The organism is Pseudomonas sp. NFR02, assembly GCF_900119375.1.
Lineage (GTDB): Bacteria > Pseudomonadota > Gammaproteobacteria > Pseudomonadales > Pseudomonadaceae > Aquipseudomonas > Aquipseudomonas paracarnis.
The window spans coordinates 922591-948425 of the sequence record NZ_FPJJ01000001.1; the positions used below are offsets into that span (position 1 = coordinate 922591).

Genomic DNA, 25835 nt, shown 5'->3' on the forward strand with positions numbered 1-25835 from the left:
GCCTGGAGAAATGCATGCCGACCATCGAAACCCGCGGGGTACGCAACAACAACCCCGGCAACATCGATTACAACCCGGCCAACCAGTGGCAGGGCCAGCTCAAGCCAGACCCAGCTATTGAGAAGCGCTTTGCACGGTTCGATACGCCTGAGAATGGTATCCGTGCCCTGGGCAAGCTGCTGCTGACTTATCAGCGCAAGCACGGACTGAAAACTGTTAAGGCGATCATCAGCCGGTGGGCGCCGTCGGTAGAGAACGACACCGCGGCGTATGTTCGGGCCGTTGAAGCGAACACCGGCACGCGGCCTGGCGCCGAGATCGACCTGGGCCATCCTGTGGTTATGACTGACTTCGTCAAAGCGATCATCCATCACGAAAACGCAGGGTATGCCTACCCTGATGTTGTGTTGGCCGAAGGCGTGCGGCGGGCACTGGCATGACGCCGGTACAGAAGCTGGCCGGCCTGGCGGTGCTGATCCTGCTGCTGATGGCTGGTGCCGCGGGCGTTACCTGGCAGGTTCAAGACTGGCGCATGGGCGAAAAGCTGGCTGAGCAGGAGGGCCTGCACAAGAATGACCTGGCCGCGATCAGCAGCGCCGCCGCCGCCCAAGCCCGCGCCGAGCAGGACAAGCGCCTGGCAACTGAGCAGGCCCTGGCCGCATCCGATCAACAGTACACCCGAGAATTATCCGATGCCCAACGCAACCAAGCTCGCCTGCGTGACCAGCTTGCTACTGCTGATGTCCGGCTGTCAGTCCTCCTTGCCGAGGATCCAGCCAGTAGCTGCAACGTGCCTACCACCACCGGCGCCGTCGGCGTGGTTCATGCAGCCCGTCGAGCCCAACTTGACCCAGCGCATGCGCAACGAATTATTGCCATCACCGACGACGGGGATCAAGGACTGATAGCGCTGCGAGCGTGTCAGGCGTACGTTAAAGAGATCGTGCACTGATCTAGAAAACCAACGCTTTATTGAAATTCCCTAACAATGTATGCTGCCATAAAAAGCAGATGTTAGTTAGGGCTCTCAACGCTTCGAATTAGGAAAATCTACTCAAGTGGAAATAATAAGTGTATTTGCTGCGCTGGTGGTTTTGGCGGTGTCTTTGCTGTCGACTAAATTGATTGAAAATAAGCTTGTTGCTCCTTCTTTTCATGGTCGATTTCTGACTATTGATGGTTTAAGAGGGTATCTGGCTGTTTTTGTTTTTCTTCATCATTCATGCATTTGGTATTACTATTTGCAGTCCGGCATCTGGGCGCTGCCGCCGTCTAAGCTTTTTGTGCATTTTGGACAAATTGGCGTCGCCTTGTTTTTTATGATTACGGGGTTTTTATTTTTTAATCAAATTCTAGATGGCCGAGTTAGGAAGATCGATTGGGCGCGCTTGTATCTCTCTCGTCTTCTAAGGCTGGCGCCTCTATACTTTTTATCTACTGCTATCTTGTTTGTGATTGTATGGGTTCTCACTAAGGATCTCCCGCCGCAACCACTTTCTCAGATTGCTATATCGGCGTTAAAATGGCTCGGTTTCACAATGTTGGGTGCGGCAGATTTAAATGGGCTCCCTTCAACATGGATAATTAACGCTGGTGTTACATGGACGCTACCCTACGAATGGTTTTTTTACCTATTTTTGCCAATTGTTGCAGCTTTGATGGGGTGTAAGCCACCAGTAAAGTACTTCTTGCTTACTGCTTTCGCAGTTTATGTTCTTAGCAGCTACGGTTACGATAAAAGTTTTGGGTGGCTTTTCTTTGGGGGGATGCTAGCTTCTTTACTTGTACGCCACAGTTTTTTTATAAGATTTGCGAATTCAAAAGCCGTTTCGTTGAGTATGGTATTGATGCTGGTCTTTGTTGTTTCTAACTATTCGACGATTTACAGTGATGTAATTCCTAGATTTTTGCTAGTTATTGTGTTTTGCTTTGTTGGTGGCGGAAATAGCTTGTTTGGTATTCTCAGTCTTAAAGTTTCACGCGCTTTGGGAGAGATGGCTTACGGGATATACCTGCTGCATGGTATTTTGTTGTTTTCGGTATTTACTTTTTTATTGGGGTTTGAGCGGGCGAGGCAGTTGTCCCCATTACAATTCTGGGGTGTTATTTCGTTGCTTACTCCGATTTTGATAGTTGTGTGCGGGTTTACTTTCAGATTTATCGAAAAGCCTTTCATGAATAAGGTTAATGTTTTTACCGGCTGGTTTAGAGCAAAGAAGAGGTTTTTTTCGGGAGCTGAAAAAGCTGCATGAAGTTGGACGCTTTTCCAAGCTGATATTTTTAATGGTTATCTGGTGGCTTCTAGATCTTAGTGCATCCAAGGCAGGTTGAGGTGCCTTCACCGACGTTCATGGTGAGGTATCTCGACTACTGTGTGTGCATAGTAATCGAGGTGACCGTGATGCGAATTTAGGCGACGAGCTGCAGCCCCGTCTGACGATCAGTCAGGCGCCATGAGGACGGCCAGGGTCAGCTTGATGAACTCCTCGTTATCGTCGATAGCTTGAAGAGCGCCGCGAACATTTTCTGCTACCTCGGCGGAGCCACGCTGCTCCACCCAGTTGGACAATTCCAGGATGGACGCTTCGAGGGCTAGCTGGTTTTCGTAGAGCTTAGAAAGCAGGGAAGGGAGTAGATCTGAATTCGGCATCGGTGTTCCTCCGGAGAGTGAACAGAGTAGTAGCGGGTGTGTTTTTTGGGTAGTTTTGTTCGGTCGGCAGGACGCCGGAAGAGGGAGTAAATCATTTCCGCAACTGTACATACGCCCCTTGAACTGCGGGGCTTACAGCCCACTAAAAATTGACCAAGTGCGGAAATGTTTAATAGCTAAGCTATTGATTTTTAAAGTTAACTCGGCAGTCTTGAAAACCGGCGGACGTTAATAGCGTCTCCAGGGTTCGAATCCCTGGTTTCCCGCCAAGATTTACACGAAAGCCTCGCGAAAGCGGGGCTTTTGCGTTTCTGGGGTTTGGTTATACCGGGCTATTTAGGCAGTTGGTCTAACTCGAAAGGCCAGGAACACCGGCCCGAATGGGAAGGTACTGACTTCCAGCTCATCCAGTGGATTGAGCGTGTGCGTGCGGCTTCCAGCGTTGCTGTAGATCACGTGGCTGCTGGATACGGCAATGTTGATCTTGCCGGCGGCTGCCTGGATTAGATTCACCTTGAACCCTTCAATCACCTCATCACCGATTGTCAGCGTGACATCTGTATCGCTGATGACCAGCATCGACTTGCCTGAATCCGACATGGTCAAGGGCCTGCTGCCGGTGATAGAAACATTGGTGTGCACATGTCCGCCAGTGTGGTAACTGACCATTCTCGGATCAGCGAAGACCCGGGCGAAGGAGCCGACATAATTCACACTGGCGCGCATGTCGTCGAATTGCTCAACCACGTATGTACCAATGCTGCCGGAAACTTCCCCATTGGGGTCCAGAACCCATTTGCGTCCTACCATCAACCCGATCTGGGTATTGGCACGTACACCAGCACGCATTTCTTCCAGAAAGAGCTGGCTGATCTGGCCACCGCCTTTGCCCTGGACATAGGTAAATCGTGCAATGGAATGGCTGTCGCCAGTGGGGCTGCCCTGGGCAGTATCGACCTTGTAGTCGACAAAGTCTGCCGAGACGATGGTGGTCGTGGTGTTGGCGTTTGGCGCCCAGGTAAAATCCAGGACCCTGCCGGTTTTGACCTGCTCTAGAGAGGTGGTGGCTTGTGATGTAGTCGTAGAGCCTGACTGCTTCAAATCGTCATTCATGATACTCATCCGTAAGTGAAGTCGAGGGTCGAAAGTACACGAAGCAAATGACCGCCGTCATCACAGCACTTTTTCTACAAGACTATGCTGTCTTACTGGATCCGTATGGAGCTGTCATCGTGCACGTGCCCTCGCACTGCGTATTCATTACTAAGCACAGTACGGAGCTTTTAGCTTGACTGATTTATTCCTCTCCACGGCAGCCATGGCCTGCCTCATGATTTCAAGCTTGTTTGTTAGGTGAACGTCGAAACTTCTAAAACAGTGCCCTGTCCCAGCTTTCATACCGATGTTTAAGTGCAACCTGCGAAAGCGGCTGAAAAGTCAGCGAGATGGAGTCATTCGAATGAAAATACTGAGCCTTTCGATGCTAGCGGGTGCCTCCATGATGCTAGTCTCTGAAGGCGTTTGGGCTGAGCAATATCTGCCCGAGATTGCCAGCAAAGCGCCTTACAAAAAAGCCTACGCAGAGATGCTCAGTTATCCGGACTGGGTCAGTAAAGCTCAGGGCACAGCGTCGCCAGTCGAGACGGTTTCGGCGGATGGTAAGCGCTTTACGGTAGGCCACATGTGCAAGGCACATGATTGTGCAGACAATCAGCTAATCGTGGTCTTTAACGCAGATGGAACAAAGTCCTGGGGGCTACTCGCGACGCGTCCAGCCGAGGGAGAGGCATTCAGTAAGCAATTGCTGGGTGATCCCGACAGTGTCGTTCAGGGCCTACTGAATAAGTCGTTTGCTGACAACAATCCCGAAGATTGATGACCGGTGTCGCTCTGCTGCGGCAAACGGTGGGTGGGGAGAACGACCATCAGATAAGACATAGCGAACAGCCAGCTTGTTATGGTTATCGTGGATGTTAAAGTCGCACAAATTTTTTGAGGGAACGATATGCGAGGCTTAATCGGAGCATTACTGCTTGCTGCTCTTGGTGGGTGCTCCACATCGCCTATATCTGCCGACATCGCAGACCCTGTGCCATCCACAAGAATGTATGCCTTTACGGAAAAGAACGCGGCTCAGTTGGTGGTGACTAGAGACTCGGGCATCTACGGAGCTGAAGTCCGTTTTATTTTGCATATTGATGGAAAACCGGCTGCCGAGTTTCACCCTGGGGAGGTTGCCAGGTTTGGGCTGGCCCCTGGCAAGCATATTCTTGGTGTCTCGAAATACATGCTTTTCGGCACCTCAAGAATCATCGAATCAGAAATTGATATGAAGCCGGGAGACCTTGTTCGCCGCAGAATTTCTCAGCACGGCAGCAGTTTTTCTTTCACCCCGACTGCCTACTAAACGCCATTCGTCTAACGCCCGGCACTCTCAATCCCGATGCAGCCTCTCAATCCTAAGCGCGGATATCCCGAGCCTATAAACGGAGTGCCAGCATGGAAATCAACGAGAAAGCCCCAGGCAACATTTCCCAGCAAGCGGTTACCCGGGGCACCGATAACGAGACCGGCCATGACCCGCGGCGTGACGAGGACAATATCCCGCTGCCGCCGGATGACGAGGCGCCTCTTGAAGAAGATATGTCGGATTTAGATGCGGCCGATTCAGTAGCTACTGAGCATCCCAAGACCTGAAGGCGTTCAGGCCAAAGAGCCCGGCCCTGTGCCGGGCTTTGTCTGCTGGCCCCCTTGGTCTCGTTCACCTCCTTGTGGCTGTAAGCCGATGCTGATCCGACCCGCACCGCTGCACTTTTTTCCATTTTGCTGATCTACCTCTGTCCCGGCCACCCGACTCCCGCGTGCGGCCCACAGAATCAGACCCGGTGCCGATGGATCGAACGTTTACGATTTTTACCACCCGATGGCCGCTGTTGCTGGCTGCGATGTTCGCGCTGTGTGCAGTGGGTTGCAGCCAACAACAGGGCCGCGATATCGCCAGGCAGTTCAGCGACGGCAAGCCCGATGAGTTCTTCCAGACCAGCGTCGACCGCATGGCCACGCTGGGGATGCGTGACAACCTGCAAAGCCTCTACCTGCTGATGAGCAAGCTCTACCTGCGCAACCCCAACCAGTGGCGTCAATCGGGGTATCCGGATGCGGTGACCGCCGCCCGGAAAATCCGCCAGGCCATCGAAAATCGCCAACCCTTGCCCGCACTGGGTGACCGGCGTGACCTGGCTGCCCTGAGCTATTCCTTGAGCCCCGACTTTCGCGGCGACCGCGTCGGCGCGTTCATCTATGCGATTGGCAGCATGCTCGTGACCGCTCACGGCGGGCGCACGCAGTTCTATGTGACCGACTCGATCAACCCGCAGTTTGTCAGCAATGCCGCGCGCAATATCGAAAAGGCCACCTGGCTGCTCAGCCAGCGTCAGGATGCCAACGGCGTGTTGCTGTTATTTTCCAACGAAATCTCGGAGGAGGGCAGTAACCTCAGTTTTGCCGTTGAGTTCGGCAAGATCGTCGCGCGGTTGGACCTGCTGACCCAAATCCTCGATGAGCGCTACCGGCGCATTGGCCTCAATTACGCACAAAGCCTGTTGCTGATGAATTTCCTGCCGGTGCAGTAAGGCCCATCGCATCGACCAATCGGTGCGGTGTTTCCCTTTCCGCTGTAGGAAGCGGCCTATCTTGTCTCCGGCGGCTTGAAAGGCTGGCCTGCGGGCAATAGCCTCGGATTTTTCTTAAACACGAGGCCCTCCCTTGGGTAAACGAAAAACGGTTTGGCCCACGGATCGCGAAATACGCTTGCGGTTTATCCTCTATGCGGTAATTGACGCCGCGACCGCCCAGGGCGTGTCTGCCGAGTTATTGCTGCCGGCGCATAAGTTATTGCGTGACTCGCCCACGGAAGACCAGTTGCGCGACACCTTGGGGGCGATTCTCGCCACTGACGAAATGTATGGCTTTCGCTTTCCGCCGGGGTCGGATGCAGATGATCTGATGCGGACATTGGCAACTGCCGATGGTTAAACTGATTCACCCCTGTTTTTGATACGCCCCTGTCCGTCATTAAGGAGTGACTCGAGGGGCATACCTGCCTTCCCATCACTGTTCGCGTGGTGGGCTCGGCCCGGCACGTTCCCGGATTCCAAGGACCTGCTCCCAATGCTGCTGCGCCACCCCCCGTTTATTTTTGCCGCCTTGACCCTCAGTTCGCTGGTACAGGCCGAAGGCCTGCAATTGGCGCCGGTTGAAGTCACTACGGCTGAGGCCAGTGCCGCAGAAATCGCCCAGGCGCAGCTCAAAAGCGTGCCCGGCGGCACCAATTACATCGATATGGACAGCGTGCAACAGGGACGGGTCAGCACCAACGAGGATGTCTTCAAGTACCAGGCTGGTGTTTACGCCAAGGCGGCCAATAACGAAGGGGTGAAGGTGTCCATTCGTGGCTCGGGCCTGAACCGCGCCCCCGGTGCCCATGCCTCCGGCCTGTATGAAATGTTCGACGGCCTGCCGCTTACCGGCCCAGGCGGCACGCCCTATGAGCTCAAGGACCCGCTGTGGCAAAGCCGGGTAGAGGTGCTGCGTGGCGCCAACGGGTTCGATCAGGGTGCATTGGCCTTGGGCGGTGCGGTCAACTACGTTACCCGCACCGGCTTGGACGCGCCCAAGCTGCAAGTGCGCTATGAGGTCGGCAGTCGCGGCTATGCCCAACGCGAAGTCAGTTCCGGGCAGGTGCTGGGGGACGCCGACTATTACATCAGCCTCACCGATTCGGAGTCCGACGGTTATCAGCACCAGAGCGCTGGTACCGGCAAGGGCATCGCCGCCAACTTTGGCTATCGCTTTAACCCGGACCTGGAAACGCGCTTCTACTTGCGTTATCGCGAAACCACCAACGATTCTCCCGGCAGACTCACGCGTGACCAGATCAGCCATGATCCGCGTGCCGCCAACAGCCTCAACGCCGCCCGCGATTCAAAACGCCTGCAACCGGGCTCTACCTGGATTGCCAACAAGACCACCTTGCGGTTGGACGATAACGCTCGGGTCGAGGTCGGGCTGGCCTATCACGATTACCCCATGGACCTGCGCGAAGGCACCAACCGCCTCAAAGTTGCCTACACCGATATCAGCGGCACCCTGAATTACATCCGGCAGGACAGCCTGTTCGGCCATGCCAGCACCACCACTCTCGGCCTGCGTACTACCCAGGCGATGCCGAACAATGGCGCGTCGGAATACGTGCGCATCCCTGCGGGCAATACTGCCATTTATGCCCCCGGCACCAACACCCGCGACTACAGCTACCTGGGCTCCGATACTGTGCTGCATGTAGGCAACGAGCTGGAACTGGTGGAGGATCTGTGGCTGACCACCGGCCTTGCCGCCATCTATACGCGCCGCGAAACCCAGGTCACTTACCCTGACGGCCAGGCACCGCTCAGTCAGCATGATTGGGATTACGCGCCGCGCATTGGCCTGCGTTACGACTTCACCCCGCAGCTGCAGATTTACGGCAACCTGAGCCGCTCGGTGGAGCCACCGCACGCGTGGTCGATGATCTGGGGCTCGAACAAATACTTTGGCCCGGGCAGTGGGGCAGCCACGGGGTTGCAGCGCGAAGGCGTGAAGCTGCGTAATCAGACCGCCACCACCCTGGAAGTCGGCGGGCGCGGTGAAGCCTGGCTCGGCCAGTGGGACCTGGCGCTCTATCGCTCGGAAGTTCGCCACGAGCTGCTTTCTGTAGAGACCCAGGCCCAGACTGCCACCAGCAACGCTATCATCGCCGAATCCAACGCCAGCCCCACCGTGCACCAGGGCGTGGAACTGAGCCTGCTCAGCCCGCTGTGGGACGGCGGCGGCAGCGGTAAGCTCGAGCTGCGCCAGGCCTACACCTTCAGCGACTTCCACTACCGCGACGACGAGCGTTTCGGCGACAACACCTTGCCCGGCATTCCCAAGCACTATTACCAGGCGCAACTGCGCTACAGCCACCCGACGGGTTTCTACACCAGCCTCAATACCGAGCATGCATCACGGGTAGCGGTGGACTACGCCAATTCCTACTACGCGGCGGCCTACACCACCCTCGGCGCTACCTTCGGCTACGACGCGCCCCAGCAGGACTGGCAAGCCTGGGTCGACCTGCGCAACCTCACCAACCGCCGTTACACCAACACCGTCACGCCGGGCTACGACGACAAAGGCATGGACGCTGCACGTTCAACCCCCGCTGACGGGCGGGGTATCTACACCGGCGTTTCCTGGAGCTGGCGTTAAATCAACCTTCGTGTTGGCGCAGGCGCTTGTACAGGGTGTTGCGACTCACCCCCAGCTCTCGCGCCAGGTGGGAAATATTCCCGCCCACGGCTTCCAGGCGCTGGCTCAGGTCGAGACTTTCATCCAGGTGTTCAGGTTTAGACAGCGGCACTGTCGCCTGCAAATCCACAAAAAAATCATCGGGCAGGTGCTCTGCGCGGATCGGCTGCTCCTCGGCCATTGCCAACGCCACCTGCAACACGCTGCTCACCTGGCGTAAATTCCCCGGCCACGGGTGTTGCTCGAATAGCCTCAGCACCTCGGCGCTCAGCCCGGCCCATTGCGTCGGTTCGCGGTGTTGCTGCCACAGTAGCTGGAATAGCGCCTGCTTGTCGGTACGCTCGCGCAATGGCGGCAATTCCAGGGTCAGGCCCCCGATGCGGTAGTACAAGTCCTCGCGAAAGCGTCCGGCCTGTACCAGTTCGCGCAGAGCGCGGTTGGTCGCCGAGATGATGCGCAAGTCCACCGGGAACACCTCGCTGCTGCCCACCGGTTGCACACAGCGCTCCTGCAATACTCGTAACAGGCGGGCCTGGGTGGGCAGCGGCATATCGCCAATCTCGTCGAGAAACAGCGTGCCCTTGTCCGCCTTGCGGATCAGGCCGATGCTGCCTTTCTGGTTGGCGCCGGTGAAGGCGCCTTTTTCGTAGCCGAACAGTTCCGATTCCACCAGCTCTGCGGGGATCGCTGCACAGTTCACCGCGATCAACGCCTGTCGGCTGCGGGAACTGGCCTGGTGCAGGGCTTTGACGAACACCTCTTTGCCTACGCCGGTCTCGCCATGGATCAACAGCGGAATGTCCTTCTCCAACAGGCGCTCGGCCTGGCGCACGGCTTTTTCCACGCGCACATCGCCAAAATGTAGGGTCTGAAGGTTGATCGACGTCGGTGCTGGCGGCGGTTGGCTGAACAGCCGGGCCTGCACCGGCATCTGTTTGGGCCGCTTCAACAGGCACTGGAACCGATTGCGTCCCGCCGCCTGCAAGGCGAAGGGCAGCCCTTCCGGTTGGTTGAGCAACTCCAGCAGCGAGACCTTGAACAGGCTGTCGATCATCACCCGCGACAGGCTGATGCCCAGCAGATTATCTGCGCGCCGATTGGCCGAAAGCACCTGGCCGCTTTCATCAAAGATCAACAGGCCGGCCCATTGGCTGTCTAGGTTGCTCAAGCCGGTGTTGAAGGTCAGTTGGAAGTGTTCGCCGCGAAACAGGTTGAGGATCAGCCGATTCTCCACGGTCTGGCTCATCATCTTGACCATGCCCAGGGTGTGGGAGGGCGGCAGGTAACTGTCGCTGGACACATCCAGCACGGCGATGATTTCGCGCTGGGCATCGAAAATCGGCGCCGCGGAGCCGGTCATGAAGCGGTTGGCCTTCAGGAAGTGTTCATCGTGTTCAATATGCACGGCCTGGGCGCAGGCCAGTGCGGTGCCGATGGCATTGGTGCCACTGGCGCGTTCCATCCAACTGGCGCCGGGGCTGAAGCCACGGGCCAGCCTGGGTTCGATAAACCGCTGGGTGCCCCACGACGTCAGGACCTGGCCCTGATTGTCGGCCAGCATGATCAGGCAGTTGGAGTTGCTGAGGATATTTTCGTAGTAGGGCAGCACTTCCTGATGAGTGGTCTGCACAAGTGAATGCTGGCTTTCCAGGAGATGGCGAATGCCCTCGGCGGGCAGTTGGTCAAAGCTGGGGGTGCTCTGGTGATCCAGGCCGTAGGCGCGGCAACGGCGCCAGGATTCCTGGATAAGGGTGTCGTGGGTCAAGGGTTCGGCCATCGTGCGACCTTCATTTTTATTGTTATTGCATATCTAACTGAAGAAACCGATTCAAACTGTGGGAGCGGGCTTGCTCGCGAATACGGTGTATCAGTCGACCGATGATTGACTGACCCACCGCATTCGCGAGCAAGCCCGCTCCCACATTTACCCTGTGTTGGTCATGAGAGTGTTGTTCACAACTGTTCATTGTCAACCCCGGCAGTGTTCAATTGTTCAGCCGGATTGTTCACTCCCGAACATCACCATTCGACCATCTCCTTACACATCAAGCGCTTGCGGTATTGGCACGAAACTCGCTCTGACAACGGACCAGATTCATTCCAATAATAAAAAGGTCGTGTCATGTCATTGACCCTGGAACATGTCTCCCGCGTTGTCGACGGCCAAACCTGGATCGACGACGCCAACCTGCGGTTCGAAGCCGGTTCTTTCAACGTCCTGCTCGGTCGCACCCTATCCGGCAAGACCAGCCTGATGCGCCTGATGGCCGGCCTGGACAAGCCCGACAGCGGCCGCATCCTGATGAACGGCGTGGATGTCACGCAAAAGCCGGTGCGCCTGCGCAATGTGTCGATGGTCTACCAGCAGTTCATCAACTACCCGACCATGACCGTGTTCGAGAACATCGCCTCGCCGTTGCGCCAGGCCGGTGTGTCCCAGGAGGTGATCCAGAGCAAGGTGCTGGAAACCGCCAAGATGCTGCGCATCGAGAAATTCCTGCAGCGCCACCCCCTGGAATTGTCCGGTGGCCAGCAGCAACGCACCGCCATGGCCCGCGCCCTGGTGAAAGACGCTGAACTGATTCTGTTCGATGAGCCGCTGGTCAACCTGGACTACAAACTGCGCGAAGAGCTGCGTCAGGAAATGCGCGAACTGTTCAAGGCGCGCCACACCATCGCGATATATGCCACCACCGAGCCCAACGAGGCCCTGGCCTTGGGTGGCACCACCACCATTCTTCATGAGGGGCGGGTGATCCAAAGCGGCAAGGCCGCCGAGGTCTACCACCAGCCGCAAACTGTCCTCGCCGCTGAGCTGTTCTCCGAGCCGCCGATCAACCTGATGCCAGGGCGCATCAGCGGCAACGAAGTGAGTTTCGCCAACTTCGTGCATTTCCCACTCAATGTTGACCTGCGTCCTATCGGCGAAGGCGAGTTCCGCTTTGGCGTGCGCCCCAGCCATATCAGCCTGGTACCCAGTAATGATGATGACCTGGAGCTGGCGGTGACCGTGGAAGTCGCCGAGATCAGCGGCTCGGAAACCTTTCTGCATGTGCGCAGTGAGCACTTCCTGCTGGTGCTGCACCTGCCGGGGGTGCATGAATACGATGTCGACGCGCCGATCCGTGTGTATATCCCCACCCATAAACTGTTTGTGTTCGATGGTCAGGGCCGCTTGGTCCAGGCCCCCGGACGCCGTGTCGCGAGGGTTGCCTGATGGCCGAGATCCATTTGCGCAACCTGGCCCATAGCTATAGTCCTACACCCACAGGGCCAGAAGATTACGCCATTCGTGAAATGAATCATGTGTGGGAGCAGGGCGGTGCCTACGCCTTGCTCGGGCCGTCGGGCTGCGGCAAGTCCACGCTGCTCAATATCATTTCCGGCCTGCTCAGCCCGTCCGAAGGCCAGGTGCTGTTCGATACCCAAGTGGTCAACGATCTCACCCCAGAGAAACGCAATATCGCCCAGGTGTTCCAGTTCCCGGTGGTGTACGACACCATGACGGTGTTCGACAACCTGGCGTTCCCGCTGCGCAACCAGGGCATGGCCGAAGCGAAAATTCACAGCAAGGTGCAGGAAATCGCCGAAGTCCTCGACCTGCAAAACCTGCTGAGCAAAAAAGCCCGCAACCTCACCGCCGACGAAAAACAGAAAGTCTCCATGGGCCGTGGCCTGGTGCGCGATGACGTGTCGGCGATCCTGTTCGACGAGCCGCTGACGGTGATCGACCCGCACCTGAAGTGGAAACTACGGCGCAAGCTCAAGCAGATTCACGAGCAGTTCAATATCACCATGGTCTACGTCACCCACGATCAGCTGGAAGCCTCCACGTTCGCCGACAAGATCGCGGTGATGTACGGCGGGCAGATCGTGCAGTTCGGTACGCCGCGTGAATTGTTCGAGCGGCCCAGCCACACCTTTGTCGGTTACTTCATCGGTAGCCCTGGGATGAATCTGATCGAGGTGCAGGCCAAGGCTGGCGGTGTAGGGTTCGCCAATACCCTGTTGCCGCTGTCCGAAGCGATGCAGCAACGTCTCGAAACCACCGACTACAAAAAGCTCCAGGTCGGCATTCGTCCGGAATTTATCCACGTATGGGACGAGTACAACCCTGACGCCCTGCAAGCCGACGTCGTACATGTGGAAGACCTGGGCACCTACAAGATCATGACCCTCAACCTCGACGGCGCCACCCTCAAGGTGCGCCTGGCCGAGGACAAGCCGGTGCCGGAAGGCAAGGCTTCCATCAGCTTCCCGACGCAATGGCTGATGCTCTACGCCGACGATTACCTGCTGGAGGTGGCGCCATGAACAAAGTGCAGAACAACAAGGCCTGGTGGCTGGTGTTGCCGGTGTTCCTGCTGGTGGCGTTCAGTGCGGTGATCCCGATGATGACCGTGGTCAACTATTCGGTGCAGGACATTTTCGACCAATCCAGCCGCTATTTCGTCGGAGCCGACTGGTACAAGCAGGTGCTACTCGACCCGCGCCTGCACGACTCGCTGCTGCGCCAGTTCATCTACTCGGCCTGCGTGCTGTTGATCGAGATCCCACTGGGCATCGCCATCGCCCTGACCATGCCCACCAAGGGCCGCTGGTCCTCGCTGGTGCTGATCATCCTCGCCATTCCCTTGCTGATTCCGTGGAACGTGGTCGGCACTATCTGGCAGATTTTTGGCCGTGCCGACATCGGCCTGCTGGGCTCGACCCTCAACGCCCTGGGCATCAGCTACAACTACGCTGCCAACACCATGGACGCCTGGGTCACCGTACTGGTGATGGATGTGTGGCATTGGACCTCGCTGGTAGCGCTGCTGTGCTACTCAGGTTTAAGGGCCATTCCGGACGTGTACTACCAGGCTGCGCGGATTGATCGTGCATCGGCCTGGGCGGTGTTCCGACATATCCAGTTGCCGAAGATGAAAAGCGTGCTGCTGATCGCGGTGATGCTGCGCTTCATGGACAGCTTCATGATCTACACCGAACCCTTCGTGCTCACCGGCGGCGGGCCGGGTAATGCCACCACTTTCCTGAGCCAGACGCTTACCCAGATGGCCGTCGGCCAATTCGACCTGGGCCCGGCGGCGGCGTTTTCCCTGGTGTACTTCCTGATCATCCTGTTGGTGTCCTGGCTGTTCTACACCGCCATGACCCATTCCGACGCCAACCGCTGAGGCCGCCAACATGAGCAAGCGCAAGCTGATTCCACTACTCGTTTACATCCTGTTCCTGCTGGTGCCGATCTACTGGCTGCTGAACATGTCCTTCAAGAGCAACACCGAAATCCTCGGCGGCCTGACCCTGTTTCCGCAGGATTTCACCCTGGCCAACTACAAGGTGATCTTCACCGACCCGAGCTGGTACACCGGCTACCTCAACTCGCTGTACTACGTGAGCCTGAACACCGTGATCTCCCTGAGCGTGGCGTTACCAGCGGCGTATGCGTTCTCGCGCTATCGCTTCCTGGGTGACAAGCACCTGTTCTTCTGGCTGCTGACCAACCGCATGGCGCCGCCGGCAGTGTTCCTGCTGCCGTTCTTCCAGCTGTATTCATCCATTGGCCTGTTCGACACGCACATCGCCGTGGCCCTGGCCCATTGCCTGTTCAACGTGCCGTTGGCGGTATGGATCCTTGAAGGCTTCATGTCCGGCGTACCCAAGGAAATCGACGAAACCGCCTACATCGATGGCTATAGTTTTCCCAAGTTCTTCGTGAAGATTTTTATCCCGCTGATTGGCTCCGGTATCGGCGTCACGGCGTTTTTCTGTTTCATGTTTTCCTGGGTCGAACTGCTGCTGGCGCGCACGCTCACCTCGGTCAACGCCAAGCCCATCGCAGCGGTGATGACCCGCACGGTGTCGGCGTCCGGCATTGATTGGGGCGTGCTGGCAGCGGCGGGGGTGTTGACCATCCTGCCGGGCATGCTGGTGATCTGGTTTGTACGCAACCACGTGGCCAAGGGCTTTGCCCTGGGCCGGGTCTAGAGGAGTCGATGATGGAATGGATGGCCTGGACCACCCCCACTGCGCTGTTCTTTGGCGGCATTGCCCTGATTCTGGCGGGCATGACCACTTGGGAATTACGTTCGCCGAGTATCCCGCGGCGCGGTTTGCTGCCGATCAGCACCACCCGTGGGGATCGCTTGTTTATCGGTCTTCTCGGTAGCGCCTACCTGCATTTGCTGGTCATTGGCGTTACCGACTGGAGTATCTGGGTGGCGTCCGCGCTCTCCCTTGTTTGGCTGTTGAGTGTGATGCGTTGGGGCTAGCAAGCTCGCTCCTGCAAGCCCCGTTTGAAACTAACCTGGAGGTCTCTATGTTGAATAAAAACAATAAGCTGCGACATAGCATTTCATTGGCCGCCGTACTGGCCCTCAGTGGTTTGAGCGCTTCGGCCTGGGCTGATGCGTATGAAGATGCCGCGAAAAAATGGATCGGCAGCGAGTTCAAACCCTCGACCCTTACCGAAGCCCAGCAGTTGGAGGAGTTGAAGTGGTTTATCAAGGCGTCGGAGCCGTTCCGTGGGATGAAGATCAACGTGGTGTCGGAAACCCTCACCACCCACGAGTACGAATCCAAGGTGCTGGCCAAGGCCTTCAGTGAAATCACCGGCATCAAGCTGACCCACGACCTGCTGCAGGAAGGCGACGTGGTGGAGAAGCTGCAAACCCAGATGCAATCCGACAAGAATATCTATGACGGCTGGGTCAACGATTCCGACTTGATCGGTACGCACTTTCGCTACGGCAAGACCGAGTCCATCACCGACCTGATGGCCAACGAAGGTAAGGATTTCACCTCGCCCACCCTGGACCTCAAGGACTTTATCGGCCTGTCTTTCACCACCGCGCCGGACGGCAAGATCTACCAGTTGCCCGACCAGCAGTTCGCCAACCTCTACTGGTTCCGCGCCGACTGGTTCGAGCGGCCGGAGCTGAAGGCCAAGTTCAAGGAGAAATACGGCTACGACCTGGGCGTGCCGGTGAACTGGTCGGCTTATGAAGACATCGCCAAGTTCTTCAGCGAAGACGTCAAGGAAATCGACGGCAAGCGCATTTATGGGCACATGGACTACGGCAAGAAAGACCCGTCCCTGGGATGGCGTTTCACCGATGCCTGGTTCTCCATGGCCGGCGGCGGCGACAAAGGCTTGCCCAACGGCTTGCCGGTGGACGAGTGGGGCATCCGTGTAGAGGATTGCCACCCGGTGGGCTCCAGCGTCACCCGCGGCGGCGACACCAACGGCCCGGCGGCGGTATTCGCCACGCAGAAATACGTGGACTGGATGAAAGCCTACGCGCCACCGGAAGCGGCGGGCATGACCTTCTCCGAATCCGGCCCGGTGCCGTCCCAGGGCAACATCGCCCAGCAGATCTTCTGGTACACCGCGTTTACCGCCGACATGGTCAAGCCGGGCCTGCCGGTGGTGAATGCCGATGGTACGCCGAAATGGCGCATGGCACCGTCCCCAGTCGGGCCGTATTGGGAAAAGGGCATGAAGAAGGGCTATCAGGACGTAGGTTCCTGGACCTTCCTCAAGTCCACGCCCGAAAAGCAGAAACTCGCGGCCTGGCTCTACGCGCAATTCGTGACCTCAAAAACCGTGTCGCTGAAGAAAACCATCGTTGGCCTGACGCCGATTCGTGAGTCCGATATCAACTCCCAGGCCATGACCGACATGGCGCCCAAACTCGGTGGCCTGGTGGAGTTCTACCGCAGCCCGGCCCGCACCGAGTGGTCCCCGACGGGCACCAACGTGCCGGACTACCCGCGCCTGGCGCAACTGTGGTGGAGCAACATCGCCGCAGCGGCCAGCGGCGAGAAAACCCCGCAACAGGCGCTGGACAACCTGGCCAAGGAGCAGGATGCGATCATGACGCGCCTGGAACGCTCAAAGGTGCAACCGGTGTGCGGCCCGAAAATGAACCCCGAGCGTGACGCGCAATACTGGTTTGACCAGCCGGGCGCGCCGAAGCCGAAACTGGCCAACGAGAAGCCCAAGGGCGAAACCGTGAACTACAACGACCTGCTCAAGCAGTGGGAGGCGGCACGTAAGTAATTTCGCTGAATGAGCTGAACACAACGGCACGCTTGCGTGCCGTTGTTTTTTTTTGTGGGTGAGCCACCTGCATTTCATCTGGTGCTCCGAGACAGCTTGCTAGCTTGGGACTAAACTGCTGAGCATTCATACAGGAGGTCATCTTATGGGTGTTCCACTTTCCCCAATTGTTTCCGAATTTGAAACCGAGGAGCAGGCGAATAGTCATGATCTTTGGTTTCGCGCCAAAGTCGAAAAAAGCTTGGCCAACCCCGGACCCGGTGTACCCCATGACGAAGTCATGGCGAGGGTCGAGGCGATTATCCTTGAAGCAGAACGCAAGCAGTGGGCCAAAGCCTGATGTTAAGCGTTGTTTGGCTTGATGAGGCTATCAGCGACCTGATTGACATCGTTACTTTCATTGCAGAAGAGAATCCTGGGGCGGCGCGACGTATCAAGACACGTCTTGAAGGTGCGCCTCTGCCACTGACCGAGCATCCTTACCTGTATCCGAACGGCCGTGTGCCCGGTACGCGGGAGGTCGTCGTTCACCCCAATTACGTCCTAGTGTATCGAGTAACAGCAGAGCGCATCGAGATAGTCAACGTGTTGCACGCTCGGCAAGAGTATCCCTGATTTTCTCCTCCTATCGCGTGAGGCACGATTTGGTGACCCAATGTCCCCATCGCAATAGCACCGCGACCGCTTGTCCCCACGTTAACAATCCAATCTGAATTTTCCGCACATCTCAAGGTTCTGCATCTTAGAAGCGCATGTTTTCAAGCGCTATTGCAGGGCCACCTTGTGGGAGGCCCGTTGTAACGGACTTTGCGGAAACTGCCATCATGACACTCCTCACAGCGCTGTCAGGCCAGCCGGCCTCTCTCACCGATTCGGCCCAGGGCCGCCATCAACAGGTGTACCAACAGCTGTATGGCGAAACCCGAGACGCCACCGAACTGGCGCGTGAATACCTGCACGATCAATTGGCCCTGGTAGAGGCCACCGACTGCGACTTGCCAGAGGCGCCCGAACAGCTGATGGCCTGGGTCGAGCAACGCTGCGCCGAGGTGGCCCAGGCCTATGCCGACTATCTTGAGCAGCGCCGGCAAGGTGGGCCACGGCGGTATTTCCAGAACAAGGCCCATGCGTTGTACTTTCTGCAGCGCGTGGCACCCACTAAACAGGTCGACGGCGCCTGGCTCTATGGCTTGCTGCGCTATTGGCAAGACCAGCGCTTCGACGGCCTGCTCACCACTTACCTGGAAGAATTGGGCGACGGTGAAGCTGCGCAGAACCATGTGGTGATCTACCGCAAGTTGCTCAGCGAGCACGATGCCGACAGCGACGCCGGCCTTGAGGATGACCATTACCTGCAAGGCGCGCTGCAACTGGCGCTTGGCGTGTGCGCCGACGAGTTCCTGCCGGAGGTCATTGGCTTCAACCTGGGTTACGAGCAACTGCCGCTGCACCTGTTGATCACCGCCTATGAACTCAGTGAGCTAGGCATCGACCCTTATTACTTCACGCTGCATGTCACCATCGACAACGCCAGCAGTGGCCACGCGTGCAAAGCTGCACAATCGGTGCTGAACCTGTTGCCGCTGGGCGAGGGCAGGGCAGACTTCTATCGCCGTGTGGCGGCAGGCTACCGTCTGAATGATTTGGGCCTGGGAACCACGTCTATCATCAAACACTTCAACTTGCAGGACGAGGTTGTGGCGATGCTTGAGCGCAAGCGCGCCTTCGGCCAGCACATGCATTCGGACTATTGCCGCTTTGAAGGGCAGACCGTCAACCAATGGCTGGCCCGGCCTGGGCAGATCGGCGCTTTCCTCAAGGCCCTCGAAGACAAAGGCTGGATCAAGCACAACCAGGACCCCACCAACAGTCGCTTCTGGCAATTGATCGAGGGCGCTGGCGCCGCGATGTTCGGAGTGTTCAGCGGTTTTGAAAAACAACTGATCCATGACTGGATTGCGGGTGAATGGGTTGCCAGCGAACGCGTGCCGCCCGTGCGGCCGGGACGCGGCAGCCGGTTTTCCCGCGAGCAGCATCGTCCAGCGGACCCGGATACCCAGGCTTTGGCGGAGTCATTGTGCAACTTGCCCGATGAGCAACAGCTCAATGCACTGATCCCGTGGCTGTCGGCACGCCGTCATTGCACGCCTGCCGGGCTGTATGCCACTCGCCGCTTTATCCAACTGCGTGCGCGCCTGCGCTAAGGAATGTGCCTATGTCTGCGCAACAACTGGCTGATCGTGCCTTGTTGAATCTGGGCCGGGGGTTGAAGGAGGGTGGTTATCGCTTTATCACGCCAACGCCCTTGACCCATGAGCGTGTCTATCGGCGGCTGGCGACGCCCCTGGCAATGACGCTGCGCGATGTGTTCGGTTGGTCGATGCCGTTCGATCAAGGCCTGCTGCCCGAGGCCCTGCGTGAAGAATTGCAGCAAGCGGATGTGATCGAAAAGCACGGCGCGCTATGGCGCAGCGCAGTGCGATGGTCGAGCCTCGACGAGCTGCTGTTCGCCCATTCGCCTTATCCCACCGACCAGGCGGACGCGGTGTTTTTCGGCCCCGATAGCTATCGCTTTGCCCAGGTAATCGAAGCTTACCTGCAACAACGTTTCGAGCCGCTCAAGCGCGCCGTGGACATCGGCTGTGGCGCCGGTGTCGGCGCGCTGGTGATTGCCCAAGCCCGGCATGACGCCCAGGTGCTGGCGGTGGATATCAACCCCCGTGCCCTGCGCATGACCGCGGTGAATGCCGAGCTGGCCGCGCTGAATAACGTCAGCGTGTACCACAGTGACGTGCTGGCCAGTGTGGAGGGCGAATTCGACCTGATCGTCGCCAACCCGCCGTACATGAAAGATGACCGCCAGCGCGCCTATCGCCATGGCGGCGGCGCCTTGGGGGAGCAGTTGTCGCTGCGCATCGTCAGTGAGTCCATCGGGCGCCTGGCCCTGGGCGGTAGCCTGCTGCTGTATACCGGGGTGGCGATGGTGGCCGGCAGCGACCCTTTCCTGGAGGCGGTCAAGCCACTGCTAGGCAGCGACGCCTACGGCTGGACCTACCGCGAACTGGACCCGGACGTTTTCGGTGAAGAACTGGAAAAGCCCGGCTATGAGCAGGTGGAGCGCATCGCCGTGGTCGCACTGACTGTCACCCGATTGCGCTGAATACCCGATGCTCACCTTTGGCATTGAAGAGGAATACTTCATCACCGACCTGCACAGCCGCCAGATGGTCGGCGAGCCCTCGGCGGCGGTGCTGGCAGCCTGCCGCGAAGCGATTGGCGCAGGCTTCTCGTTTGAGATGTTCCAGGGCCAGATCGAGGCGGCCTCTCCGGTGTTCACCTCCAGCGCCGAAGCGGCGGACTACTTCCGAGCAGTACGCCGCAACCTGGCGCAATCCCTGGCTGAGTTCGGCCTCGGTGTGGTGTGCGCCGGCAGCCACCCCCTGGCCGATTGGCGTGGTCAACAGCCGACCGATCAGGCGCATTTCCGGCAACTGTTCGACGATATTCAATATGTAGCGCGGCGCAGTGTGTTGTGCGGGCTGCATGTGCATGTGCAGGTGCCTCAAACGCTGGACCGTATCGCGGTGATGAACCAGGTGTCGCCGTGGCTGCCGTTGTTGTTGCTGCTCAGTTGCTCATCGCCTTTCTGGGACGGCGCGCCCAGCGGCTTCATGAGCTACCGCCAGGCCGCGTGCGACGAGTGGCCCCGCATGGGCGTGCCGGAGCACTTTAGCGACTGGACCGAGTACCTGCGCTACCTGGCCCTTTTGCAGCGCATCGGCGCGATCAAGGCCGATGGCAATGGCTGGTGGGGCATTCGCCCGGCGGCGCGTTACCCCACCCTGGAACTGCGCATGACCGACGCCTGCCCACGGCTGGCGGACGCCTTGGCCCTCGCCACGCTGTTTCGGGTGATGGTTACCCATGCCTGCGCGATGCAGCGCCCTGGAGCCAGGTTCAGTGCCGAGGCGCGCTGGCTGCTCAAGGAGAATCGCTGGCAGGCCAAGCGTTATGGGGCCGCTGGTACCTTTGCGTTGGACGACACCGGCACCCTGGGCAGCGCTGAGCAATGGCTGCAATACGCCCGACAGACCTTTGCCGCCACCGCAGAGGCGATGGGCGAGCCGCTGTTGTTCGATACCTTGGATGCCTTGCTGCAACGCGGCAACAGCGCGACTGAGCAGTTGCGCTGGCACGCCCAGGCCCAGGCCAGCGGCGCCGATGCAATTGCCAGCGTGCGCCAGGTAGTCGACCTGCTGTTGGCCCAGACGCGCGGCGACCATTGATCGGGTGTCGCTCTACGTCGAAGGAACACTGAGGGGCTGCTCTGTCCTTAATTAGTAACCCCTCAACGGCAGGAGCGCAGAGCATGCGAGCGATGACTTACCAGGGCGCACACAAGGTGCAGGTGGATACCGTGCCCGATCCGATCATTGAACAACCCGACGACATTATTTTGCGGGTCACCGCCACCGCGATCTGTGGCTCGGACCTGCACCTGTACCGGGGCAAGATCCCGACCGTGGAGCACGGCGATATCTTCGGCCATGAGTTCATGGGCATCGTCGAAGAAACCGGCCCGGCCGTTACTGCCGTGCAACCCGGCGACCGTGTGGTGATTCCGTTTGTGATTGCCTGTGGCGATTGTTTCTTCTGCCAGCTCCAGCAATTCGCCGCTTGCGAAACCACCAACGATGGGCGCGGTGCGATCCTGAATAAAAAAGCCATCCCGCCGGGTGCTGCGCTGTTCGGCTACAGCCGTCTGTATGGCGGCATTCCCGGCGGCCAGGCGGAGTGGGTGCGGGTGCCCAAGGCCAACACCGGGCCGTTCAAGGTGCCCGGCACCCTGGCGGATGAGAAGGTGCTGTTCCTCTCCGATATCCTGCCCACCGCCTGGCAGGCAGTGACCAATGCCGGCATTGGCAAAGGCTCTAGTGTGGCGATTTATGGCGCCGGGCCGGTGGGCCTGCTCAGTGCGGCTTGCGCACAAATGTTGGGCGCCGAGCAGATCTTCATGGTCGACGACCATCCGTATCGTTTGGCCTATGCGCAGAAAATGTACGGTGTGATCCCGATCAACTTCGAAGAAGACGAGGACCCGGCGGACACCATCATCCGCCAGACCGCCGGCATGCGCGGCGTCGATGGTGTGGTGGACGCGGTGGGTTTCGAGGCCAAGGGCAGCACTACAGAAACCCTGCTCACTGCCCTCAAGATCGAAGGTAGCAGCGGCAAGGCGCTGCGCCAGTGCATCGCCGCCGTGCGTCGCGGTGGCGTGGTCAGTGTCGCCGGGGTGTATGCCGGGTTTATCCATGGCTTCATGTTCGGCGATGCCTTCGACAAGGGGCTGACCTTCAAGATGGGCCAGACCCATGTGCAGCGGTTCTTACCGGAGTTGTTGGAGCACATCGAGCTGGGGCATCTGCACCCGGAGGCGATCATCACTCACCGGCTGCCCCTGGAGCAGGCGGCGCGGGGGTATGAGCTGTTTGATAAAGCCGAAGAGGAATGCCGCAAGGTGATCCTGCTACCGGGTGGGAGCGACCGGCCGCTGACCGAGCCAGTGGACGAACTGACCCCTGAGTTGCGCGTACAAGGTGTTCCCGGGTTCTAGGCCAATAACCGGAAAAATGTGGGAGCTGGTTTGCCTGCTATAGCGGTGGTTCAGTTGAATATTCAGTGACTGACGCGCTGCCTTCGCGGGCAAGCCCGCTCCCGCAGGGGATCTGTGCCGGACGCTGATTTTGTGGGCGATGCATGACCAATGTGGGAGCTGGCTTGCCTGCGAAGGCGGTGTGACAGTCACTGCATCTGTGACTGCACTACCGCTATAGCAGGCAAGCCAGCTCTCACATGGATTTTCTTTGCTTTGACAGTGGTGTTTCCCACATTAACCGGTGTCAGGCTGCGGCTTGCGGCTGGATGCGCAATTGGCCTTCGACATCCTTGACCAACCCACTGGCGACAAACAGCGGCGCCAGGCGTTTGTGCAACTGTGGCTCGACAAACTCGTTGACCGTATCCAGCCCCAACGTACCACTGAGCGGCAGCTCGGCCTTGGTGTACGACAACCATGCCTTCTTCAACGCCATCAACACATCACTGCCCGCCGTCGAAGCGAAGCGACGGTGCAGGGGCTTGGTGTCGAAGGTGAAGGTGTGTTGGAACTCATAACCGCTTTCATCGCCGCCGTTGGCCGTGCAGCGCACGCAGGTGCAAGTGCCGTCGCCGAAGGCGCTGCGCAGGTAGGCGTTGAAGTCCACCACGGGCTTGAGTGACAGGCGCTTATCAACCTCGAACAGGTCCCCGGTCATTTTTTCGTCAGTGTTCAACGTCCATTTCCTCGCAGTCGGTTGCTGTGTTTCAAAGCGCGGCACAATACCAGCCGAGCGTGGGTTTGGGGATTATTTGCGTCGTGGGAGGGTCAGCGGAAGAATTCACCGGGGGTGGAATCAAACTGCTGACGAAATGCATTGATAAAGGCTGAGGTCGATTCATAGCCACACCCCAATGCCACATCCGTCACCCGCTCGCCTTGTTCCAGGGCGGGCAGGGCGCTCAACAGGCGCAGGCGCTGGCGCCATGCGCGAAACGTCAGCCCGGTGTCACTCAGGAACACCCGACTCAGGGTCTTTTCACTCACCTCCAGCTTTCGGCTCCACTCGCCCAACGTCGTCTGCTGCTCGGGATGCAGGTTGAGGCTGCGGTAGATCTGTCGCAGCCGTGGGTCGTGAGGCAGTGGCAACATCAAATCCACCTGGGGTGCGGCGGCGAGTTGATCGAGCAGTACCTGAGCCAGGCGCCCGTCCGGCCCGTCCTCGGTATATTCCACCGGCAATTGGCTGAAGTTGCGGATCAGCTCGCGTAGCAAACTGCTCACCTCCAGCACCTGGCAACGCTCGGCGGCCCAGGCGGTGACGCTGCAATCGAGGTATAAGCTGCGCATTTCCGTATGGGGTGAACTGAACACCCGATGGGGCATGCCGGCCGGAATCCACACCGCGCGCTGCGGTGGTGCGACGAAACGGCCAACGCTGGTCTGGATCTCCAGCACTCCGGAAATCGCGTAGGACAGCTGCACCCACGGGTGGCTGTGGCGTCGCGTCAGCGCACGGTTGGGCAAGGATTCAGTACGCCCGTACACCGGCCTCGGCAGGCTGGAAAGCCCTGGGACACTGCGGCGAACGGCTTTTTCATGTCCTTTAGGCGGCATTTACTGGCTCATTGGCGTTAGTCGGTAACAGGTGGTTACGTTAGAGTCGTCGCGACGCTCTTGGCAACCCCTGGAAGAATTGCTTATGACCCGGCCCCGGTTTCTCCCCGACAACTTCACCCTCACTCTGATCGCCACGGTGATCCTCGCTTCACTGCTGCCCGCCAGCGGCCAGACCGCCGTGGCGTTCGGCTGGGTCACCAACCTGGCCATCGCGCTGCTTTTTTTCCTCCACGGCGCCAAGCTGTCGCGCAAGGCTATCGTCGCCGGTGCCGGCCACTGGCGTTTGCATTTGCTGGTGTTCAGCCTGACCTTCGTACTATTTCCGTTGTTGGGCCTGGCGCTCAAGCCAGTGCTGTCGCCGTTGATCGGCAACGAGCTGTACATGGGCATGCTCTACCTCTGCGCCTTGCCGGCCACTGTGCAATCGGCGATTGCCTTTACCTCCCTGGCCCGCGGCAACATCCCGGCGGCCATCTGCAGCGCGGCGGCGTCCAGCCTGTTCGGCATCTTCCTGACGCCGCTGCTGGTAGCGCTGCTGCTCAACGTGCATGGGGATGGCGGCTCCACAGTCGATGCGATTGTCAAAATCAGCGTGCAGTTGTTGCTGCCGTTCATTGCCGGGCAGATTGCCAGCCGATGGATCGGTGGCTGGGTCGGGCGTAACAAAGCCTGGCTGAAATTCGTCGACCAGGGCTCGATTCTGCTCGTGGTCTACGGGGCTTTCAGCGAGGCGGTCAACGAAGGCATCTGGCACCAGATCCCGCTGTGGGAGTTGGGCGGCTTGGTGGTGGCTTGCTGCGTGCTGCTGGCCCTGGTATTGGTGGCGTCTACGCTGCTGGGCAAGGCGTTTGGCTTTAACCAGGAAGACCGCATCACCATCTTGTTCTGTGGTTCGAAGAAAAGCCTGGCGACCGGCGTGCCGATGGCGCAGGTGCTGTTTGCCGGGGCGAGCATGGGCGTGTTGATTTTGCCGTTGATGCTGTTTCACCAGATCCAGTTGATGGTCTGCGCGGCGTTGGCCCAACGCTATGCCCAGCGGCCGGAGAGCATCCCCGAGTTAATGGGGCAGGTGGATCCGTGATGCACCTCTCATTCGCGGGTAAATAAGCTCAAGTTAACCGGCGTGACGACGACTTACTTCTTAACTAACCCAAGAAGGAGTGTCGGCATGAACGTTCGTCGTGTAGCGGTAATGACTGGCCTTCTGGGGCTGTGGGCAAGTACCTGCGGCGCCGCACAAACCGTGGGGCAGGGCACCATCAGGTTCAGCGGCGCCATTGTCGAGTCAGGGTGTGCGACAAATGCGCGCAGCGGTTCGGTGATGGAACTGCGCGGCTGTGCCCAATCCAGTCGTGGCAGCCGAATCGAGGTGCGCAGTGTGGCGCCGGTTGTCAGTGTCGATGCACCCCATGTGCGGCTGGTGGCGGACAGCGGCAAGGGGCGCTATTACGATCAGCGTTATGTGTTGGTAGACAGCGCCGGCAAGCTCATCCAGTCAGGCAACTACATCATTACCATGACTTCGCCGTAGGCCGCCGGGCGACGATCCGCAGCAACAGCGGTGCGAGAAACCTATAGAA

Annotated in this window: 28 protein-coding genes; 23 read left to right on the forward strand and 5 right to left on the reverse strand. The window is 58.6% G+C overall.

The genetic code is table 11. The annotated features are described in order from the left end of the window. Positions 1–14 precede the first annotated feature (14 nt). The 3 genes from BT199_RS04490 (at position 15) to BT199_RS04500 (ending at position 2252) form a co-directional block, all read left to right on the forward strand. Entirely contained in the window at positions 15–440 is a 426-nt protein-coding gene (locus BT199_RS04490) for a structural protein (RefSeq protein WP_072434006.1), read from the forward strand. Beyond that, on the forward strand, positions 437–952 hold the full coding sequence (locus tag BT199_RS04495; RefSeq protein ID WP_072434007.1) for a lysis system i-spanin subunit Rz: 516 nt from the start codon (positions 437–439) through the stop codon (positions 950–952). Before BT199_RS04490 ends, BT199_RS04495 begins: the two co-directional genes overlap by 4 nt. Positions 953–1058: 106 nt before the next feature. Further along, positions 1059–2252, forward strand: coding sequence for an acyltransferase family protein (locus tag BT199_RS04500; protein WP_072434008.1), 1194 nt, complete (start codon positions 1059–1061; stop codon positions 2250–2252). Positions 2253–2440: 188 nt separating this feature from the next. Here BT199_RS04500 and BT199_RS04505 read toward each other — a convergent pair whose 3' ends face one another. Together BT199_RS04505 and BT199_RS04510 are read right to left on the reverse strand one after the other, a co-directional pair. Beyond that, the gene (locus tag BT199_RS04505) at positions 2441–2650 is read right to left on the reverse strand and encodes a hypothetical protein (protein WP_072434009.1); all 210 of its coding nucleotides are present in this window, start codon (positions 2648–2650) and stop codon (positions 2441–2443) included. Between the two features lie 336 nt (positions 2651–2986). Beyond that, complete coding sequence (locus BT199_RS04510) at positions 2987–3763, reverse strand: hypothetical protein (protein WP_072434010.1); 777 nt, start codon at positions 3761–3763, stop codon at positions 2987–2989. A gap of 346 nt (positions 3764–4109) precedes the next feature. Between BT199_RS04510 and BT199_RS04515 the strand changes: the two genes are divergently transcribed. From BT199_RS04515 to BT199_RS04540, 6 genes are all read left to right on the forward strand, one after another. Beyond that, the gene (locus BT199_RS04515) at positions 4110–4526 is read left to right on the forward strand and encodes an Ivy family c-type lysozyme inhibitor (RefSeq protein WP_014718872.1); all 417 of its coding nucleotides are present in this window, start codon (positions 4110–4112) and stop codon (positions 4524–4526) included. A gap of 129 nt (positions 4527–4655) precedes the next feature. Beyond that, complete coding sequence (locus BT199_RS04520; protein ID WP_014718871.1) at positions 4656–5057, forward strand: hypothetical protein; 402 nt, start codon at positions 4656–4658, stop codon at positions 5055–5057. 92 nt (positions 5058–5149) lie between these two features. Further along, the gene (locus BT199_RS04525; protein WP_072434011.1) at positions 5150–5347 is read left to right on the forward strand and encodes a hypothetical protein; all 198 of its coding nucleotides are present in this window, start codon (positions 5150–5152) and stop codon (positions 5345–5347) included. 194 nt (positions 5348–5541) lie between these two features. After that, the gene (locus tag BT199_RS04530; RefSeq protein ID WP_032902865.1) at positions 5542–6282 is read left to right on the forward strand and encodes a hypothetical protein; all 741 of its coding nucleotides are present in this window, start codon (positions 5542–5544) and stop codon (positions 6280–6282) included. A 133-nt stretch (positions 6283–6415) separates the two neighbouring features. Continuing rightward, positions 6416–6685 carry a hypothetical protein gene (locus tag BT199_RS04535; protein WP_019816804.1) on the forward strand — a complete coding sequence of 90 codons (270 nt, stop codon included), beginning with the start codon at positions 6416–6418 and terminating at the stop codon, positions 6683–6685. 135 nt (positions 6686–6820) lie between these two features. Beyond that, on the forward strand, positions 6821–8938 hold the full coding sequence (locus BT199_RS04540; RefSeq protein ID WP_072434012.1) for a TonB-dependent receptor family protein: 2118 nt from the start codon (positions 6821–6823) through the stop codon (positions 8936–8938). Between the two features lies 1 nt (position 8939). Here the strand turns inward: BT199_RS04540 and BT199_RS04545 are convergent, their stop codons facing one another. Beyond that, the gene (locus BT199_RS04545; protein WP_072434013.1) at positions 8940–10754 is read right to left on the reverse strand and encodes a sigma-54-dependent Fis family transcriptional regulator; all 1815 of its coding nucleotides are present in this window, start codon (positions 10752–10754) and stop codon (positions 8940–8942) included. Positions 10755–11099: 345 nt separating this feature from the next. Between BT199_RS04545 and BT199_RS04550 the strand changes: the two genes are divergently transcribed. From BT199_RS04550 to BT199_RS04605, 12 genes are all read left to right on the forward strand, one after another. Further along, positions 11100–12194 carry an ABC transporter ATP-binding protein gene (locus BT199_RS04550; RefSeq protein WP_014718865.1) on the forward strand — a complete coding sequence of 365 codons (1095 nt, stop codon included), beginning with the start codon at positions 11100–11102 and terminating at the stop codon, positions 12192–12194. Beyond that, positions 12194–13291 (forward strand): ABC transporter ATP-binding protein, encoded by a 1098-nt coding sequence (locus BT199_RS04555; protein WP_072434014.1) that lies wholly within the window; start codon positions 12194–12196, stop codon positions 13289–13291. The genes BT199_RS04550 and BT199_RS04555 overlap by 1 nt, the downstream gene beginning before the upstream one ends. After that, the gene (locus BT199_RS04560) at positions 13288–14154 is read left to right on the forward strand and encodes a carbohydrate ABC transporter permease (protein ID WP_003192014.1); all 867 of its coding nucleotides are present in this window, start codon (positions 13288–13290) and stop codon (positions 14152–14154) included. The genes BT199_RS04555 and BT199_RS04560 overlap by 4 nt, the downstream gene beginning before the upstream one ends. A 10-nt stretch (positions 14155–14164) precedes the next feature. Next, positions 14165–14965 carry a carbohydrate ABC transporter permease gene (locus BT199_RS04565; RefSeq protein ID WP_003192012.1) on the forward strand — a complete coding sequence of 267 codons (801 nt, stop codon included), beginning with the start codon at positions 14165–14167 and terminating at the stop codon, positions 14963–14965. Positions 14966–14976: 11 nt separating this feature from the next. After that, positions 14977–15249, forward strand: a complete 273-nt coding sequence (locus tag BT199_RS04570; protein ID WP_014718862.1) for a DUF2160 domain-containing protein — start codon at positions 14977–14979, stop codon at positions 15247–15249. A 47-nt stretch (positions 15250–15296) separates the two neighbouring features. Next, the gene (locus BT199_RS04575; protein ID WP_003192009.1) at positions 15297–17039 is read left to right on the forward strand and encodes an ABC transporter substrate-binding protein; all 1743 of its coding nucleotides are present in this window, start codon (positions 15297–15299) and stop codon (positions 17037–17039) included. A gap of 145 nt (positions 17040–17184) precedes the next feature. Beyond that, entirely contained in the window at positions 17185–17379 is a 195-nt protein-coding gene (locus tag BT199_RS04580; protein ID WP_014718861.1) for a type II toxin-antitoxin system RelB family antitoxin, read from the forward strand. Then, positions 17379–17654 carry a type II toxin-antitoxin system RelE/ParE family toxin gene (locus tag BT199_RS04585; RefSeq protein ID WP_019816805.1) on the forward strand — a complete coding sequence of 92 codons (276 nt, stop codon included), beginning with the start codon at positions 17379–17381 and terminating at the stop codon, positions 17652–17654. The genes BT199_RS04580 and BT199_RS04585 overlap by 1 nt, the downstream gene beginning before the upstream one ends. A gap of 209 nt (positions 17655–17863) precedes the next feature. Then, positions 17864–19243 (forward strand): iron-containing redox enzyme family protein, encoded by a 1380-nt coding sequence (locus BT199_RS04590; protein WP_072434015.1) that lies wholly within the window; start codon positions 17864–17866, stop codon positions 19241–19243. Between the two features lie 11 nt (positions 19244–19254). Continuing rightward, positions 19255–20199, forward strand: a complete 945-nt coding sequence (locus BT199_RS04595) for a N5-glutamine methyltransferase family protein (protein WP_014718859.1) — start codon at positions 19255–19257, stop codon at positions 20197–20199. 7 nt (positions 20200–20206) lie between these two features. Continuing rightward, positions 20207–21325, forward strand: a complete 1119-nt coding sequence (locus BT199_RS04600) for a carboxylate-amine ligase (protein ID WP_072434016.1) — start codon at positions 20207–20209, stop codon at positions 21323–21325. 83 nt (positions 21326–21408) lie between these two features. After that, entirely contained in the window at positions 21409–22653 is a 1245-nt protein-coding gene (locus BT199_RS04605; protein WP_014718857.1) for a zinc-dependent alcohol dehydrogenase, read from the forward strand. Between the two features lie 286 nt (positions 22654–22939). On the opposite strand, the gene BT199_RS04610 is transcribed toward BT199_RS04605, so the two are convergent. Continuing rightward, the gene (locus BT199_RS04610) at positions 22940–23371 is read right to left on the reverse strand and encodes a hypothetical protein (RefSeq protein WP_072434017.1); all 432 of its coding nucleotides are present in this window, start codon (positions 23369–23371) and stop codon (positions 22940–22942) included. Positions 23372–23463: 92 nt separating this feature from the next. Next, on the reverse strand, positions 23464–24252 hold the full coding sequence (locus tag BT199_RS04615) for an AraC family transcriptional regulator (RefSeq protein ID WP_014718855.1): 789 nt from the start codon (positions 24250–24252) through the stop codon (positions 23464–23466). 85 nt (positions 24253–24337) lie between these two features. On the opposite strand from BT199_RS04615, the gene BT199_RS04620 reads away from it, so the two are divergent. Together BT199_RS04620 and BT199_RS04625 are read left to right on the forward strand one after the other, a co-directional pair. Continuing rightward, positions 24338–25336: a bile acid:sodium symporter family protein gene (locus BT199_RS04620; RefSeq protein WP_019816810.1), complete on the forward strand. Its 999-nt coding sequence runs from the start codon at positions 24338–24340 to the stop codon at positions 25334–25336. Between the two features lie 87 nt (positions 25337–25423). Further along, positions 25424–25786, forward strand: a complete 363-nt coding sequence (locus BT199_RS04625; RefSeq protein ID WP_014718853.1) for a type 1 fimbrial protein — start codon at positions 25424–25426, stop codon at positions 25784–25786. Positions 25787–25835: the final 49 nt, after the last annotated feature.